Below are 14,961 nucleotides of genomic sequence, written 5' to 3'. Positions count from 1 at the left end.
CCTGTCAGTGCTGACACGGATCCGGGGCGGGCTGGGGACGTCTTACTTCTCGATGATGGCGAGAACGTCGCGAGCCGAGAGGACGAGGTACTCCTCGCCCTGGTACTTCACCTCGGTGCCGCCGTACTTCGAGTACAGGACGATGTCACCGACGGCGACGTCGAGCGGCAGACGCTGGCCGTCCTCGAAGCGGCCCGGGCCGACGGCAAGGACGACACCCTCCTGGGGCTTCTCCTTGGCAGTGTCCGGGATCACCAGGCCGGAGGCGGTGGTGGTCTCGGCGTCGAGCGGCTGGACCACAATGCGGTCCTCGAGCGGCTTGATGGCAACCTTGCTGCTGGTGGTCACGTCCGAGCTCCCCTTCGGAGATTACGGGGTTGTCTAACAGGTAGGTGGGCGATGGTGCGCAACTGCCGTCGCGGGGGTCAGGCACGCATCTTCGCGTTAGCACTCCCCCTGGGGTGAGTGCCAGGAACGACCTTAGGACGCCGTTAGCACTCAGTCAACCAGAGTGCCAACGACGTCGTGTCGCAGTTTCCGCCCGGCCCGGGATTCCGGGGGGTGACCGGGCGGCGACAATGGGGCCGTGGAGATCGAATCGTTCCGGGCGCTGCTGACCGAGCAGGGGCAGGCGCTGCTGGCCGAGTTGCGGGAGTTCACCGCGGATCAGGAGCTGGCGCTGGCGACCCGGCTGCGGCGGGAGTACCGCCCCCACGCTCCGCTGGGGGTACCCCCGGCGGAGCTGGTGCGGGCGGCGTTCGAGCAGGCGCGGTTGCGGCAGCGGGCGGAGGCGAAGTTCGGGGCGGACGCCCGGTCGATGTACTTCACGCAGCACGGGGTGGAGCAGGCGACGCGGCGCAGTGTGGCCGAGTGGCGGGCGGGGCGGTTCGCGGCGCTCGGGGTGAAGCGGCTGGCGGATCTGTGCTGCGGGATCGGCGGGGACGCGGTCGCGCTGGCCCGGGCCGGGATCGCGGTGCTGGCGGTGGACCGGGACGAGCTGACCTGCGAGGTGGCGCGGGCGAACGCGGCGGCGCTGGGCGTGGCGGAGCTGGTGGAGGTGCGCTGCGCGGACGTCGCGGACGTCGACACGGACGGCTTCGACGCGGTGTTCACCGATCCGGCGCGGCGTACCTCGCGCGGCCGGGTGTTCGACCCGGAGGCGTACTCGCCGCCGCTGTCCTGGGCGGTGGAGGCGGCCCGGCGCACCCCGTTCGGGGCGTTGAAGGTGGCGCCGGGGATCCCGCACGAGCTGGTGCCGGAGGGCGCCGAGGCGGAGTGGGTGTCGGACCGGGGCGAGGTGAAGGAGGCGGTGCTGTGGTTCGGCACCGCGGCCGCCGAGCCGTACCGGGCGACGCTGCTGCCAGGCCCGCACTCGTTGACCGGCGGGGCGCTGCCGGACCCGCCGGTGGGTCCGGTGGGGCGGTACCTGTACGAGCCGGACGGCGCGGTGATCCGGGGCCGGATGGTCGCCGAGGTGGTCGAGTCGACAAACGGTCGGCTGATCGATCCGATGATCGCGTACGTCACCTCGGACGAGCTGCGTCCGACGCCGTACGCGCACGCCTACGAGCTGACCGACGTACTGCCGTACAACGTGAAGAAGTTGAAGGCGCTGGTGAAGGAGCGCCGGATCGGCACCGTGGTGATCAAGAAGCGCGGGGCGTCGGTGGTCCCGGAGGAACTGCGGCGGCAGTTGAAGCCGGCCGGGCCGAACACGGTGACGGTGATCGTGGCCCGCACCGCGGCCGGCCCGGTGATGATGCTGGGTCAGCCGGCGGGCTTGGCGATGTAGTCGTCGAGGCGGGCGACCGCGAAGCCCTGCTCCTGGATGCGGGCGAGCATCTCGCCGAACATCGCGGTCATGGTCTCGCCCTTGAGCTCGGACGGGCCGCGGAAGTGGGCGAGGATGATGTCGCCGTTCTTCAGCTTCTTGTCGGCGGACTGGTACTGCATGTCGTGGATCTGCATGGATTCGCGCCACAGCACGATGGCACGCGGCCCGCACTCCTGCACCGAGGTGTTCAGGGTGGGGGTGTTGGCGCCGTCGCCGAAGGGCGGCCGGAACAGGTACGGGGCGGTGCCGTACTGCTCGGTGAGGGCGGTCTGGTCGTCGCAGATCTGGGTCTTCTGCTGGGCCGCGGTGATCTTGCTCATCACCGGGTGGCTGACCGTGTGGTTCTGCACGGTGTTGCCGAGCGCCTGCAGCGGCTTGAAGTAGGCGTAGTCGTTCTTGACGATGTCCTTGGTCAGGAACATCGTGATCGGCACCTTCAGCTCGGTGAGCATCTGGACGAACTTGGGGTCCTTCTCGGCCCCGTCGTCGATGGTGATGAAGACGACCTTGTCCTGGGTGGGGACTTCGCTGAACACCGGCACGGTGCCGGTCTTCGTCAGCTTGATCGGCTTGTCGGCGGGCGGCGCGGGCGCCTTGGCCATCGGCTTGAGGCCCCACTTCGCCCACGCGGCCTCCCCGGCGGTGTCCTGCGCGGGCGCCGACGCGGCGGCGGAGGAGGAGCTGCCCGAGGACGCCGCCGCGGGCTTCGCGGGGGCGGCGGACTTCGTGGCGGGGGCGGAACTGCCGCACCCGCTCGCCGCCAGCAGCACGGCGAGCGCACCCACGCCGTACCCGATCCGGGCCCTGTTCGTCACCGGTGTCCCCCGCTCTTCCTCTACACGACTGTCGATGTTCTGGACGAACGCTACCGGCTCCCCGGTTGCCTACCCGACGTCCGTCCGGGTGAAGGTCCACCGGTGCACCGGACGGGACAGCAGCCCGGCCGGGGGCTCCGGCACCGGCCCCGGCTCGCCCGCCCAGAGCGCGATCAGCAGCACCCGGTCCCCGGGCGCGGTGAACAGCTCGACCCGTTCCAGACCGGCCGCCCCGCGCACTGCGGGCAGCGCGAACTCCCGCGCCCAGGCGTGCAGTTCACTCCCCCGCCGGTCGACCGCGCGGGCCTCCCACATCGCCGCCAGGGTCACTTCAGCGCCTCGTGGGCGTGCGCGTGGAAGTCGGTGTGCGGGACGTGCGTCTCGGTGACCGGCAGCGAGGAGTCCGCCGACAGGTCGAACGAGGACGGGGTGCGGTCGCGCCAGACCATCTCCGCGCCGAGCGCCGCCACCATCGCGCCGTTGTCGGTGCACAGGCCCGGACGCGGCACCCGCAGCACGATGCCCGCCTTGTCGCAGCGCTGCTGCGCCATCTCGCGCAGCCGGGAGTTCGCGGCGACGCCGCCGCCGATCATCAGGTGGTCGACGTCGTTGTCCTTGCACGCCCGCACGGCCTTGCGGGTGAGCACGTCGGTGACCGCCTCCTGGAAGGACGCGGCGACGTCCGCCACCGGCACCGGCTCGCCGGCCCGCCGCTTGGCCTCCACCCAGCGCGCCACGGCGGTCTTCAGGCCGGAGAACGAGAAGTCGTACGCCGGGTCGCCGGCGTTGTTCAGGCCGCGCGGGAAGGCGATCGCCCTGCCGTCGCCCTCGCGGGCCATCCGGTCCACCACCGGCCCGCCCGGGAAGCCCAGGCCGAGCACCCGGGCCACCTTGTCGAATGCCTCGCCGGCCGCGTCGTCGATGGTCGCGCCGAGCGGCCGCACGTCGGAGGTGATGTCGCCGCTGAGCAGCAGCGAGGAGTGGCCGCCGGAGACCAGCAGCGCCATGGTCGGCTCGGGCAGCCGACCGTGCTCCAGCTGGTCGACGCAGATGTGCGAGGCCAGGTGGTTCACGCCGTACAGCGGCTTGTCCAGCGCCCACGCGTACGCCTTGGCGGCGCTCACGCCGACCAGCAGCGCGCCGGCCAGGCCGGGGCCGGCAGTGACGGCGATGCCGTCCAGGTCGCTCGCCTTGACGCCCGCGGTGTCCAGCGCGCGCTGGATGGTGGGGACCATCGCCTCCAGGTGCGCCCGGCTGGCGATCTCCGGGACGACGCCGCCGAACCGGGCGTGGTCGTTCACCGAGGACGCGACCGCGTCGGCGAGCAGCGTGGTGCCGCGGACGATGCCGACGCCGGTCTCGTCGCAGGAGGTCTCGATACCGAGGACGAGCGGTTCGTCAGCCATTGTGATGATCCTTCAGATCGCTTGCATCGCTTGCCAGGTGGTCCAGACGCATCACCAGTGCGTCCACGTTGGCGGGCTGGTAGTAGCCCCGCCGGATGCCGACCGGCTCGAACCCGAACCGCTCGTACAGCCGCTGCGCGGGCAGGTTGTCGACCCGCACCTCCAGCAGCAGCTCGGCGCAGCCGCGCCGGACCGACTCCTCGACCAGTTCGGTCAGCAGCATCGCCCCGAGGCCCGCCCCCTGGTGCCCGGCCTCCACCGCGATGGTCTGCACGTCGCCGTCCGGCCCGACCGTCATCAGCCCGGCGTAGCCGACCACCGCGTCGGCCTCGTCCACCGCCACCACGTAGTGCCGGCTGCCGCCCGGGTACGCCTCGGCCAGCTCGGACCAGTACATCCCGCGCGACCAGGCGTCCTCGGGGAACAGCAGGTGCTCCAGCACCATGACCGGCTCGATGTCCCACCAGCGCATGGGGCGCAGCGCGAACCTAGCCACGGCCGGAGAGTCCCGTGCGCGTCACGCCGGAAGCACCGCCTTGTAGCCCGCCGGCACCTGCGCGTCCGGGCGCCGCAGGTACAGCGGGGCGTTCGGCAGCAGTTCGCGGCCGGCGGCCAGCTCGCGGACCGCGAAGTCGGCGAGCGCGCCCGCCGACACGTGCTCGGGGCCGCTCGCCGCCGGCAGGCCGTACAGCAGCGCGCCCGCGCCGACCGTCCGCTCGCCCGGCTCGATCTCCGCCGGGCGGTCCACCGCCGGGCCGGAGACCCGGGCGCCGGACGCGTCGTAGGAGGCCCAGTAGACCTCCTTGCGGCGCGCGTCGGTGGCCACCGTGAACGCGCCGTCCAGGCCTTCGGTGCGGGCCTGGTGGGCGATCGCGTCGAGGGTGCAGACGCCGTGCACGGGCAGGCCGAGCGCGTCGCCGAGCGCGGCGGCGGTCACCAGGCCGACCCGCAGGCCGGTGTACGGGCCCGGGCCGACGCCGACCGCCAGGTCGGTGAGCTGCCGCTTGTCCACACCGGCGGTGCGCAGCACGGCGTCGATGGTGGGCAGCAGCAGTTCGCCGTGCCGGCGGGCGTCGACCTCGTAGGACTCGGCGAGCACGCGCTCGCCGTCGTGGACGGCGGCCGTGACGGCGGGGGTGGCGGTGTCGAAGGCGAGGAGGAGCACGGGTTCAAGGTTAGAGGGTCCGGCGCCGGTGCCCGCACCGGCCGGGAACACACGATCGGAAGAGGCCGAGGCGGCGGCGCGGACCTGGCACGATGGGCCTCGGACGGGATACGCGGAGCGTTGAGGAGCAGACGTGGCGAAGCTGGGTCCTGGTGTGGTGGTCGGCGGACTGACCCTGAGCGCCATGGCGGTGATCGGGCTGCTGGCGTTCCAGGCGAACGGCGCCGCGTCCCGGGCGGTCGCGGCCGGCCCGTCGTCGAGCGCCTCCGCGGCGACGGCCGCCTCGCCCGCGGCGAGCGAGAAGCCCACCGCGCCCCCGCTGCCGGCGGACTCCGGGGCGGGCCTGCGGGTGGTGTTCTCGCTCAAGGACCGCCAGGTGTGGCTGGTCGACCCGAAGAAGACCGAGCAGGTGCTCGCCTCGTTCAAGGTGACGCCGGGCAGCGCGCTGCCGAACCCGGGCGCCTACACGGTGTACAGCCGCGCCGCGGCCGGCACCGGAACCGACGGCCGGCAGATCGAGCACGTGGTGCGTTTCACCCAGCAGCAGGGCACGGTCTTCGGCTTCAGCGCGCTGGTGGACGAGAACGCCCCCGCGCCGTCGGTGGACCCGAAGACCAAGACCGGCGGCATCCGGGCGTCCCGCTCCGACGGCCAGGCCCTGTGGGACTTCGCGCCGAACGGCACCCGGGTGGTCGTGGTCGCCTGACCGCTCGGGGGCGCTACGCGGCGTGGCGCTCCGGCGGGGTGGAGACCGCCTTCGCGGCCCGGCAGGACGCCAGCAGCGCCCGCATCGGCACCGGGTTCTCCGGCGCCTCGGTGCGCGGCTGCTCGGCATCGGCGCGCGCCGCCTCGACGGGGGCGTCGGCCGGTTCGGGACGGGCGTTGGTCCGGGGGGTGGTGCTCGCCATGGGGCGCCTCCCTAGTTAGGCACACCTAACCTGCTGTCGCCATCCCATCACGCCCACCGGCCGGGCCGCAACAGTTTCCCGACACGCTGTCGGAAACCCGGCTCAGTTGTCACCCAATACGGTGAGGTCCACGTCGTCCCAGCGACCGCCCAGGCCCGTCACGGTGACCCGCCGCCCGTCCGCCTCGTCCACCACGTCGGCCTCCGCACCGCCGAGCGTCCGCTCAATCCGGACCTCCAACCGGTCCTCGGAGAGCTGCTCGACCTTGCCCTCGCCCCACTCCACGACGATCACCGACTCCGGCAGCGACACGTCCAGGTCGAGGTCCTCCATCTCGTCCAGACCGCCGCCCAGCCGGTACGCATCCACGTGCACCAGCGCCGGGCCGCCGGTCAGCGACGGATGCACCCGGGCGATCACGAAGGTCGGCGAGGTCACCGCGCCGCGCACCCCCATGCCCTCTCCCAGGCCGCGGGTCAGCGTGGTCTTGCCCGCGCCCAGCTCCCCCGACAGCAGCACCAGGTCGCCGGGGCGCAGCAGGGCGGCGAGCCGCCGGCCGAGGCCGGTCATCCGCTCCGCGGTGGCGACGGTCAGAGTGGTCTGCGAACCCATGGCGTCCTTCTTCGTTCGTTGCGGCCACCCCTACGGTGCCACACCGCGCACGGACGCCCGCTCAGCCCTCCGGCTGCTCCCCGTCCGGCTCGGCCGGGACGGCCGGCAGCGGGCCGGTGCCCGCCCGCTCGGCGGCCCGCTCCAACAGGGCCGCCAGCTCCCGGTCCACCAGCTCGGGACGCTCCAGCATCACCAGGTGCCCGGCGTCCTCCACCAGCACCAGCCGGGACCCGGGCAGCGCCGCCGCGATCGCCTCGGCGTACTCGGGCGGGGTGATCAGGTCCTTGGCGCCGGCCATCACCAGCGCGGGGACGCCGTCCAGCCCGGCCAGCGCGGCCTGCTTGTCGTGCACCGAGAACGCCGGGTAGAACTCGGCGACCACATCGATCGGGGTCGCGTCCAGCAGCTGCTCGGCGAACCGCACCACCGCCGGGTCGACGTCCTTCCCGCCGAACGAGAACCGCCGGTAGAACACCGCCGTCACGTCCGAACCCCAGCGCCGGGTCGCCTCCACCAGCTCGACCTGCCGACCCAGCAGCCGCACCACGCCGGGCGCGATCCGCTTCACCACCTTCGCCCCCGCAGCGGGCAGCCCCAGCGTCACCGAGTCCCAGCCGCCGGCCAGCGTCCCGATCAACGCCACCCCGACCACCCGGCCCTGCGGACCGAACAGCTCGGGATGCTGCGCGGCCAGCGCCATCACCGTCATCCCGCCCATCGAATGCCCGACCAGCACGATCGGGCCCTCCGGCACCACCGCGTCCAGCACCGCCCGCAGATCACCGCCGAGCTGATCGATCGAGGCGGGCTCACCGCTCAGGTAGGAGCGGGAGCGCTCGGACCGGCCGTGGCTGCGCTGGTCCCAGAACACCGTGCGCAGCACGCCCCGCAGCGCCGCCCGCTGGAAGTGCCAACTGTCCTGGTTCAGGCAGTACCCGTGACAGAACACCACCGTCGGCCCGGGCCCCTCGGCGGCGTCCACCTCCACGTACAACTCGGTGCCGTCGTCCGCCCGCACCCGCCGCGGCGCCCCGCGCAACGACCCGAACGGCGCCGCCGCGTCCAACTCCTCCCGGGCCCGCCTGCGCATCGCCCGCCCCACCGTCATCCGCTCCACGGCGACCCCGGCGGCGGCCCCGGCGGCCAGCACCCCGAGCGATATCCCGATCAGCCCGGCCCTGGAGACCCCGGACGACTCAGCCATGGGTGGAACCAGGGGCACCGGCGACGGCGCAAAGCGGAAGGCGCCCATCGGAATGCTCGCGGCACCGACAGTCGGTCGAACACGCGCGCGCCGCAGCGATGACGGCCACTACTGCACCCCTCCCACGTACCGCCGGGGCACTCGCCCCCCGATCCGGGTGATGATCTCGTACGCGATCGTCCCGCAGGCCCGCGCCCAGTCCTCGGCCGTGGGCTCGCCCCGATCGCCCGCGCCGAACAGCAGGGCTTCCTCGCCGACCTCGTGCGCGTCCCCGCCGAGGTCGACCACGAACTGGTCCATCGCGACCCGGCCCGCCACCCGGTAGCGCCCGGAGCCGATCTGCACCGGCCCGGTGTTGCTCGCGTGCCGGGGGATGCCGTCCGCGTAGCCGAGCGGGATCAGGCCCAGCGTGGTGGGCCCGGGCGTCACGTAGTGGTGGCCGTAGGAGACGCCGTGACCGCCGGGGGCGTGCTTGACCAGGGCGAGCCGGGCGGCCAGCGACATGACCGGCCGCAGGCCGTAATCGGCGGGCGTGCCGAGTTCGGGCACCGGCGACAGGCCGTACATGGCGAGGCCCGGGCGGACCAGGTCGTAGTGGGACTGCGGGAGCAGCAGGGTGGCCGGGGAGTTCGCCAGGTGCCGCACCTCGGGGTCGAGGCCGGACCGCTCGGCGAACGCCAGGGCCTGGGCGAACGAGTCCAGCTGGGCCTGGATGGAGGGGTGCCCGGGCTCGTCGGCGGCGGCGAAGTGCGACCACACGCCGACCACCCGCAGCATGCCGTCGGCCTGCGCCTCGGCGGCGCGGTCGACCAGGTCGGGCCAGTCGTGCGGCTGGCAGCCGTTGCGGCCGAGGCCGGTGTCGGCCTTCAGGTGGATCCGGGCCGGGATGCCGGTGGCGCGGACGGCGGCGAGAAGCTCGTCCAGCGCCCACTGGCCGCTGATCGAGATGTCGACGGACTCGCGCAGCGCCTGCTCCCACGGACCGCCGGGCGTCCACAGCCAGCACAGGATCCGCGCCCGGTCGGGGCCGATCCCGGCGGCGCGCAGCGCGAGCGCCTCCTGCGGGGTGGCCGTCCCGAGCCAGCCGGCGCCGGCGGCGATAGCCTCCCGGGCGCACTGGAGCGCACCGTGGCCATAGGCGTCCGCCTTGACCACGGCCATCAGCTCGGGGCCATTGGTACGGGCGCGCAGGGCGGCCAGGTTGTCGCGCAGGGCGGCCAGATCGATCGTCGCCTCGGCGCGCACCCCCTCGGTCAGTGCGGGTGTCCCGGTGGTGTTCGCAGTCGTCATCGCGTATCAGTCTCCCAGACCCCCGCCGGTCCCCCCATCAGGGGCGCGGCCGACCGGGAGTCCTGTCACCCGTCCACCCGTACGCCCAATCCCTTCCGCTGTCTCCACGCGACACGGCCCACTCCGGTTCCGAACGGCGCGTCACCGGGCCGTGGGCAAGGCCGAGAGCGACGAGTGCCAACGGCGTGTCGGCCGGGCCGGACGCAGGGCCGGGAGCAGCGATCGAGGATCCCGCACCGAACCGCGCGGACAGCGGCGACGCACGGAGCGAGGCGGCGCCTGACAGACGACCGCTCCGACCCGGCGCAGGACATGGCGACACCTGCTCCGGTGCCAAGCCGCGCGTACGCGGTGGCAGAAGCGGCAGCGCAGGGCGTCAGCAGGATGATCCGGGCACTCGCCCTGACCACGCGCCAGCCGTCTGCAAGCACGACAGAACCCGTACCGAAACGCCCCTGCGAACCAGACCGCCACCCCACCAGCGACAGCTGGACGGGCCGCAAGGCATCAGCGGACGCCGGCACAGCGGTCCGAGCACCACACTCGCCCCGACCACGCGCCAGCTGTCGGCGAGCACGACAGAACCCGTGCCGAACGCCTTCCCACTCCCAACCGGCCGTCACCCCGTCAGCGACTGCCAGACGGTACGCAGGGCGTCGGCGATGTCCAGGGCGGTGATCGGGGCGCCCGTGCCGGCGGCGTGGCGGCCGGCCAGGCCGTGCAGGTGGGAGGCGGCGGAGGCGGCGTCGCGTGGGGTGAGGCCGGTGGCGAGCAGGGAGCCGGCCAGGCCGGACAGGACGTCGCCGCTGCCGGCGGTGCCGAGCCAGCCGGTGCCGGTGGCGTTCACCCGGACGGTGCCTTCGGGGTCGGCGACGACGGTGGTGGAGCCCTTGAGCAGGACGGTCGCGCCGTAGCGGGCGGCGATCAGCCGGGCGGCCCACAGTCGGCGGGCGGCGACGGTCTCGGCGTCGGTGTGCTCGCCGACGCCGGCCAGCAGGCGGGCGGCCTCCCCGGCGTGCGGGGTGAGCAGGGTGGGGGCGGGGCGGCCGGCCAGCAGGTCGGGGCCGAGTCGGGCCAGTTCGGTGAGTGCGTCGGCGTCGGCGAGCACCGGCACCTCGGTGTCGAGGGCCTCGCGCAGCGCGTGTTCGGCGCCGTCGCCGCCGCCCGGGCCGACCACCCAGGCCTGGACCCGTCCGGCCCGGGCGGGGCCCGCGTCGCTGATCAGCGTCTCCGGGTGGCGGCGGACCACCTCCTCCGCGGCGTGCCCGGTGTAGCGCACCGCGCCCGCGCCGCCGCGCAGCGCCCCGGCGACGGCGAGCAGCGCCGCGCCCGGGTAGCGGGTGGAGCCGGCGGCGACGCCGACCACGCCGCGCCGGTACTTGTCGCTCTCGGTGCCGGGGACGGGCAGCAGCGCGGCCACGTCGGCGCCCTGGAGGGCCTCGACGGGGGCGGGCGGCAGGTCGAGTCCGATCTCCACCAGGTGGACCACGCCCGCGTAGCCCGCGCCGGGGTCGACCAGCAGGCCGGGCTTGTGGGTGCCGAAGCAGACGGTGACGTCGGCGCGCAGCGCGGGGCCGGTCACCTCGCCGGTGTCGGGGTCGACCCCGGACGGCACGTCGACGGCGACCACCGGACCGCGACGCGCCATGGTGGCGAAGGGGGCGGCGGCGGGGCGCAGCGGGCCGCGACCGCCGATGCCGACGATGCCGTCCAGCACCAGGTCGGCACGGCCGAACGCGCCGGGGTCGTCGGTGACCCGGCCGCCGGCGGCGCGCAGCGCGGCGAGACCTTCGGCGTGCGCCTTGGCGGGGTCCAGCAGCAGGGCTTCGGCGCGGGCCCCGCGACGGGCGAGCCGCGCGGCGGCGTACAGCGCGTCGCCGCCGTTGTCGCCGGAGCCGGCCAGCACGAGGACGCGACTGCCGTAGACCCGGGGCAGCAGTCCGGCGCAGGTCGCGGCGAGACCGGCTGCGGCGCGCTGCATCAGGGTGCCCTCGGGGAGGGCGGCCATGAGGGCGGCTTCGGCGGTGCGGACCTGGTCGACGTGGTGGGCGTAGCGCATACGGGTCTCCTCCGGAGGGCGCGAGCACGTACGAGTCATTGTCCGCAGCGCGATCCCCCGCAGCGGCGTCTTCCGCCTCGCGCAGCCCCGCGCGCCCCCGGGTTCCCCCTCCTAGCCTTCGGCGATCACCACCGCCGAGGCGACGCCCGCGTCGTGACTGAGCGACACGTGCCAGGCCGTCACTCCGAGGGCGGCGGCGCGGGCTTCGACGGTGCCGGTGACGTGGAGGACGGGGCGGCCGGAGTCCTCGACGCGGACTTCGGCGTCCTCCCAGCGGAGGCCGGGGGGCGCGCCGAGGGCCTTGGCGATGGCTTCCTTGGCGGCGAACCGGGCGGCGAGCGAGGCGGTGCCCCGGCGCTTTCCGGAGGGGAGGGTCAATTCGCCGGGGGTGAAGAGGCGTTCGGCGAGTCCGGGGGTGCGTTCCAGGGATTCTCCGAACCGTTGGATGTCCGCCACGTCGATGCCGACCCCGATGATCACGCGTGTTCCTCCGTCCATGCCTGCGCAGTGGCGCGCAGGCATGGACGATACGCGGGCTACTCGACGGTGACGGACTTGGCGAGGTTGCGGGGCTGGTCGACCTCGTGGCCCTTGGCGGTGGCCAGCTCGCAGGCGAACACCTGGAGCGGGACGGTGGACACCAGCGGCTGGAGCAGGGTCGGGGTCGCCGGGATGCGGATCAGGTGGTCGGCGTAGGGGACGACGGCCTCGTCGCCCTCCTCGGCGATGACGATGGTCTTCGCGCCGCGGGCCCGGATCTCCTGGATGTTGGAGACGATCTTGTCGTGGAGGACGGACCGGCCGCGCGGCGAGGGCACCACCACGACCACCGGGAGGCCTTCCTCGATCAGCGCGATCGGGCCGTGCTTGAGCTCGCCGGCGGCGAAGCCCTCGGCGTGCATGTAGGCGAGCTCCTTGAGCTTGAGCGCGCCTTCGAGGGCCACGGGGTGGCCGACGTGCCGGCCGAGGAAGAGCACCGCGGGGGCGTCGGCGAGCGAGCGGGCCAGGGCGCGGACCGGCTCCATGGTGCCGAGGACCTGCTCGACCTGGCGCGGGGCGTCGCCGAGTTCGCGGATGACGGAGGAGATCTCGTCGCCCCACTTGGTGCCGCGCACCTGGCCCAGGTAGAGGGCGACCAGGTAGCAGGCGACCAGCTGGGTCAGGAACGCCTTGGTGGAGGCGACGGCGACCTCGGGGCCGGCGTGGGTGTAGAGCACCGCGTCGGACTCGCGCGGGATGGTCGAGCCGTTGGTGTTGCAGATCGCCAGGACCTTCGCGCCCTGCTCGCGGGCGTGGCGCAGCGCCATCAGGGTGTCCATGGTCTCGCCGGACTGCGAGATGGCGATGACCAGGGTGCGGTCGTCCATGATCGGGTCGCGGTAGCGGAACTCGCTGGCCACCTCGACCTCGCACGGGATGCGGGTCCAGTGCTCGATGGCGTACTTGGCGATCATGCCGGCGTGGAACGCGGTGCCGCAGGCGACGATCACCACCTTGTCGACCTCGCGCAGCACCTGGTCGGGGATGCGCAGCTCGTCGAGGGTGAGCCGGCCGTCGGTGCCGATCCGGCCGAGCAGGGTGTCGGCGACGGCCTTGGGCTGCTCGGCGATCTCCTTGAGCATGAAGTAGTCGTAGCCGCCCTTCTCGGCGGCGGAGGCGTCCCAGTCGACGTGGTACTCGCGGACCTCGGCGGGCGCGCCGTCGAAGTCGGTCACCGTCACGCCCTCGGGGCGCAGTTCGACGACCTGGTCCTGGCCGAGCTCGATGGCCTCGCGGGTGTGCGCGATGAACGCGGCGACGTCGGAGGCGAGGAAGTTCTCGCCGTCGCCGACGCCGACCACCAGCGGCGAGTTGCGGCGGGCGCCGACCACCACGTCGGGGGCGTCGGCGTGCACGGCGACCAGGGTGAACGCGCCGTCCAGCTGCCGGCAGACGGTGCGCATGGCTTCGGCGAGGTCGCCGTCGTAGGCCTCGGACAGCAGGTGGGCGACCACCTCGGTGTCGGTCTCGGAGCGCAGCGTGTGGCCGCGGTCGGCGAGTTCGGCGCGCAGGACGGCGAAGTTCTCGATGATGCCGTTGTGGACGACGGCGACCTTGCGGTGGTCGTCCAGGTGGGGGTGGGCGTTGGCGTCGTTGGGCGCGCCGTGGGTGGCCCAGCGGGTGTGGCCGATGCCCGTGGTGCCGGCCGGCAGAGGGGTTTCGGCCAGCGACTTCTCCAGGTTGACGAGCTTTCCGGCCCGCTTGTCGGTCGCCAGGAGCCGCTGCCCGTCGGCTCCCACGGTCTGCACCGCGACGCCGGCCGAGTCGTAGCCCCGGTACTCCAGCCGCCGCAGACCTGCGATCACTACGTCGAGGGCCTCTTGCGGGCCCGTATATCCAACAATTCCGCACATATGCGCCAGCATAGGTGTCGGTGTTCGAGCCCTGTTCGGTCGGATGACCACACCGGGTGACCGACACCACAACACCCGGCGGCCCGGACACGGCCCACAATGGACCTGTGCTGACCGAACTCTGTACGAGGGGCGCGCCCGCCGCACCCACCCCCTCCCCGTACGTGGATCTGGACCGCGCCGAGTGGAGCGCACTGCGCGAGCGCACGCCGCTACCGCTCACCGCCGACGAGGTCGAGCGCCTGCGCGGCCTCGGCACCGCACTGGACCTGGACGAGGTCCGCGACGTCTACCTGCCGCTGTCGCGCCTGCTGAACCTGTACATCCACGCCACGCACGAGCTGCGCGGCGCGCTGGGCACGTTCCTGGACACCCCCGACACCGAGCGGGTGCGCACCCCCTTCATCATCGGCGTCGCCGGGTCGGTGGCGGTCGGCAAGTCCACCACGGCCCGTCTGCTGAAGGCGCTGCTCGCCCGCTGGCCCGAGCACCCGCGGGTAGAGCTGGTCACCACCGACGGCTTCCTGCTGCCCAACGCGGAACTGCGCCGGCGCGGCCTGATGGCCCGCAAGGGCTTCCCGGAGTCGTACGACCGGCGGGCGCTGATGCGTTTCGTCGCGGACGTGAAGGCCGGCAAGGAGCGGGTCACCGCGCCCGTCTACTCGCACCTGGTCTACGACATCGTGCCGGACGAGCGGCTGGTGGTGGAGCGCCCGGACATCCTGATCGTGGAGGGCCTGAACGTGCTGCAGCCGGCGCTGCCCGGCACCGACGGGCGGACCAGGATGGCGGTCGCCGACTACTTCGACTTCTCGATCTACGTCGACGCCCGCACCGACGACATCGAGGCCTGGTACCTGGACCGGTTCCGCAAGCTGCGCGAGACCGCCTTCCAGGACCCCAACTCCTACTTCCGGCGCTTCACCGAAGTGCCGGAGGAGGAGGCGATGGACTACGGCCGGCAGGTCTGGCGGACCATCAACCGGCCGAACCTGCTGGAGAACGTCCTGCCCACCCGGGGCCGGGCCACCTTGATCCTGCAGAAGGGGGCGGACCACAAGGTGCGCCGAGCACTGCTTCGCAAGCTCTGACCTGGCGTCACTCGTCCGAAGGTTCCACATTTTCGGAACGGAGTGCACACGATCGAGTCACACGCCGTTACCTGGGGCCGGAAGGCATCACGGCTTGGTCCCAATTGGCGGGACACCAACGATGGCGTTGCCCCGTATGCCCGATTTCGCGGGGATTCACGTGTTACTCGGACGTCTATCATCA

At 73.2% G+C, this 14,961-nt stretch carries 16 protein-coding genes; 3 read left to right on the top strand and 13 right to left on the bottom strand.

Annotation, left to right across the window (positions count from 1 at the left end; translation table 11 throughout):
* Positions 1-42: 42 nt before the first annotated feature.
* A complete protein-coding gene (gene groES / locus ACI1MP_RS22955) occupies positions 43-348 on the bottom strand; it encodes a co-chaperone GroES (RefSeq protein WP_014136232.1) in 306 nt (101 codons plus the stop codon).
* A gap of 238 nt (positions 349-586) precedes the next feature.
* Here groES and ACI1MP_RS22950 point away from each other — a divergent pair, with 238 nt between their 5' ends.
* On the top strand, positions 587-1,792 hold the full coding sequence (locus ACI1MP_RS22950) for a THUMP-like domain-containing protein (RefSeq protein ID WP_380334562.1): 1,206 nt from the start codon (positions 587-589) through the stop codon (positions 1,790-1,792).
* Here ACI1MP_RS22950 and ACI1MP_RS22945 read toward each other — a convergent pair.
* The 5 genes from ACI1MP_RS22945 to tsaB all read right to left on the bottom strand — a co-directional run bounded on the left by ACI1MP_RS22945 (position 1,768) and on the right by tsaB (position 5,220).
* A complete protein-coding gene (locus ACI1MP_RS22945; protein ID WP_380334559.1) occupies positions 1,768-2,649 on the bottom strand; it encodes a polysaccharide deacetylase family protein in 882 nt (293 codons plus the stop codon). The genes ACI1MP_RS22950 and ACI1MP_RS22945 overlap by 25 nt on opposite strands.
* Before the next feature lie 69 nt (positions 2,650-2,718).
* A complete protein-coding gene (locus ACI1MP_RS22940) occupies positions 2,719-2,964 on the bottom strand; it encodes a hypothetical protein (protein ID WP_380334556.1) in 246 nt (81 codons plus the stop codon).
* Positions 2,965-2,975: 11 nt separating this feature from the next.
* On the bottom strand, positions 2,976-4,055 hold the full coding sequence (gene tsaD, locus ACI1MP_RS22935; RefSeq protein WP_100587195.1) for a tRNA (adenosine(37)-N6)-threonylcarbamoyltransferase complex transferase subunit TsaD: 1,080 nt from the start codon (positions 4,053-4,055) through the stop codon (positions 2,976-2,978).
* Positions 4,048-4,551, bottom strand: a complete 504-nt coding sequence (gene rimI / locus ACI1MP_RS22930; RefSeq protein ID WP_380334552.1) for a ribosomal protein S18-alanine N-acetyltransferase — start codon at positions 4,549-4,551, stop codon at positions 4,048-4,050. The genes tsaD and rimI overlap by 8 nt, the downstream gene beginning before the upstream one ends.
* A 21-nt stretch (positions 4,552-4,572) precedes the next feature.
* The gene (tsaB, locus tag ACI1MP_RS22925; RefSeq protein ID WP_189271468.1) at positions 4,573-5,220 is read right to left on the bottom strand and encodes a tRNA (adenosine(37)-N6)-threonylcarbamoyltransferase complex dimerization subunit type 1 TsaB; all 648 of its coding nucleotides are present in this window, start codon (positions 5,218-5,220) and stop codon (positions 4,573-4,575) included.
* A gap of 133 nt (positions 5,221-5,353) precedes the next feature.
* Between tsaB and ACI1MP_RS22920 the strand changes: the two genes are divergently transcribed.
* On the top strand, positions 5,354-5,926 hold the full coding sequence (locus ACI1MP_RS22920) for a L,D-transpeptidase (RefSeq protein WP_380334546.1): 573 nt from the start codon (positions 5,354-5,356) through the stop codon (positions 5,924-5,926).
* 13 nt (positions 5,927-5,939) lie between these two features.
* Here the strand turns inward: ACI1MP_RS22920 and ACI1MP_RS22915 are convergent, their stop codons facing one another.
* The 7 genes from ACI1MP_RS22915 to glmS all read right to left on the bottom strand — a co-directional run bounded on the left by ACI1MP_RS22915 (position 5,940) and on the right by glmS (position 13,686).
* Positions 5,940-6,128 (bottom strand): hypothetical protein, encoded by a 189-nt coding sequence (locus tag ACI1MP_RS22915; RefSeq protein ID WP_380334543.1) that lies wholly within the window; start codon positions 6,126-6,128, stop codon positions 5,940-5,942.
* Between the two features lie 102 nt (positions 6,129-6,230).
* On the bottom strand, positions 6,231-6,740 hold the full coding sequence (tsaE, locus tag ACI1MP_RS22910; RefSeq protein WP_043914511.1) for a tRNA (adenosine(37)-N6)-threonylcarbamoyltransferase complex ATPase subunit type 1 TsaE: 510 nt from the start codon (positions 6,738-6,740) through the stop codon (positions 6,231-6,233).
* A 61-nt stretch (positions 6,741-6,801) separates the two neighbouring features.
* Positions 6,802-7,944, bottom strand: a complete 1,143-nt coding sequence (locus tag ACI1MP_RS22905) for an alpha/beta fold hydrolase (RefSeq protein ID WP_404869370.1) — start codon at positions 7,942-7,944, stop codon at positions 6,802-6,804.
* A 108-nt stretch (positions 7,945-8,052) separates the two neighbouring features.
* A complete protein-coding gene (alr, locus tag ACI1MP_RS22900; protein ID WP_380334536.1) occupies positions 8,053-9,234 on the bottom strand; it encodes an alanine racemase in 1,182 nt (393 codons plus the stop codon).
* Between the two features lie 619 nt (positions 9,235-9,853).
* A complete protein-coding gene (locus ACI1MP_RS22895; protein ID WP_404869369.1) occupies positions 9,854-11,293 on the bottom strand; it encodes an NAD(P)H-hydrate dehydratase in 1,440 nt (479 codons plus the stop codon).
* A 111-nt stretch (positions 11,294-11,404) separates the two neighbouring features.
* On the bottom strand, positions 11,405-11,791 hold the full coding sequence (locus tag ACI1MP_RS22890; RefSeq protein ID WP_100587188.1) for a holo-ACP synthase: 387 nt from the start codon (positions 11,789-11,791) through the stop codon (positions 11,405-11,407).
* A 38-nt stretch (positions 11,792-11,829) separates the two neighbouring features.
* Positions 11,830-13,686, bottom strand: coding sequence for a glutamine--fructose-6-phosphate transaminase (isomerizing) (gene glmS, locus ACI1MP_RS22885; protein ID WP_380334529.1), 1,857 nt, complete (start codon positions 13,684-13,686; stop codon positions 11,830-11,832).
* Between the two features lie 110 nt (positions 13,687-13,796).
* Between glmS and coaA the strand changes: the two genes are divergently transcribed.
* A complete protein-coding gene (gene coaA / locus ACI1MP_RS22880) occupies positions 13,797-14,777 on the top strand; it encodes a type I pantothenate kinase (protein ID WP_083462715.1) in 981 nt (326 codons plus the stop codon).
* Positions 14,778-14,961: the final 184 nt, after the last annotated feature.

Origin of the sequence: Kitasatospora griseola (genome assembly GCF_044999035.1) — a bacterium.
Taxonomy (GTDB): domain Bacteria; phylum Actinomycetota; class Actinomycetes; order Streptomycetales; family Streptomycetaceae; genus Kitasatospora; species Kitasatospora griseola.
This window is presented reverse-complemented; position numbering and strand designations above follow the sequence as displayed.

What these genes read in the sequence shown, in the direction of transcription:
- glmS (WP_380334529.1), bottom strand. Translation starts at nt 13,686, where the DNA reads ATGTGCGGAATTGTTGGATATACGGGCCCGCAAGAGGCCCTCGACGTA.
- ACI1MP_RS22890 (WP_100587188.1), bottom strand. Translation starts at nt 11,791, where the DNA reads ATGGACGGAGGAACACGCGTGATCATCGGGGTCGGCATCGACGTGGCG.
- ACI1MP_RS22905 (WP_404869370.1), bottom strand. Translation starts at nt 7,944, where the DNA reads ATGGCTGAGTCGTCCGGGGTCTCCAGGGCCGGGCTGATCGGGATATCG.
- tsaD (WP_100587195.1), bottom strand. Translation starts at nt 4,055, where the DNA reads ATGGCTGACGAACCGCTCGTCCTCGGTATCGAGACCTCCTGCGACGAG.
- ACI1MP_RS22915 (WP_380334543.1), bottom strand. Translation starts at nt 6,128, where the DNA reads ATGGCGAGCACCACCCCCCGGACCAACGCCCGTCCCGAACCGGCCGAC.
- tsaE (WP_043914511.1), bottom strand. Translation starts at nt 6,740, where the DNA reads ATGGGTTCGCAGACCACTCTGACCGTCGCCACCGCGGAGCGGATGACC.
- ACI1MP_RS22940 (WP_380334556.1), bottom strand. Translation starts at nt 2,964, where the DNA reads ATGTGGGAGGCCCGCGCGGTCGACCGGCGGGGGAGTGAACTGCACGCC.
- ACI1MP_RS22895 (WP_404869369.1), bottom strand. Translation starts at nt 11,293, where the DNA reads ATGCGCTACGCCCACCACGTCGACCAGGTCCGCACCGCCGAAGCCGCC.
- alr (WP_380334536.1), bottom strand. Translation starts at nt 9,234, where the DNA reads ATGACGACTGCGAACACCACCGGGACACCCGCACTGACCGAGGGGGTG.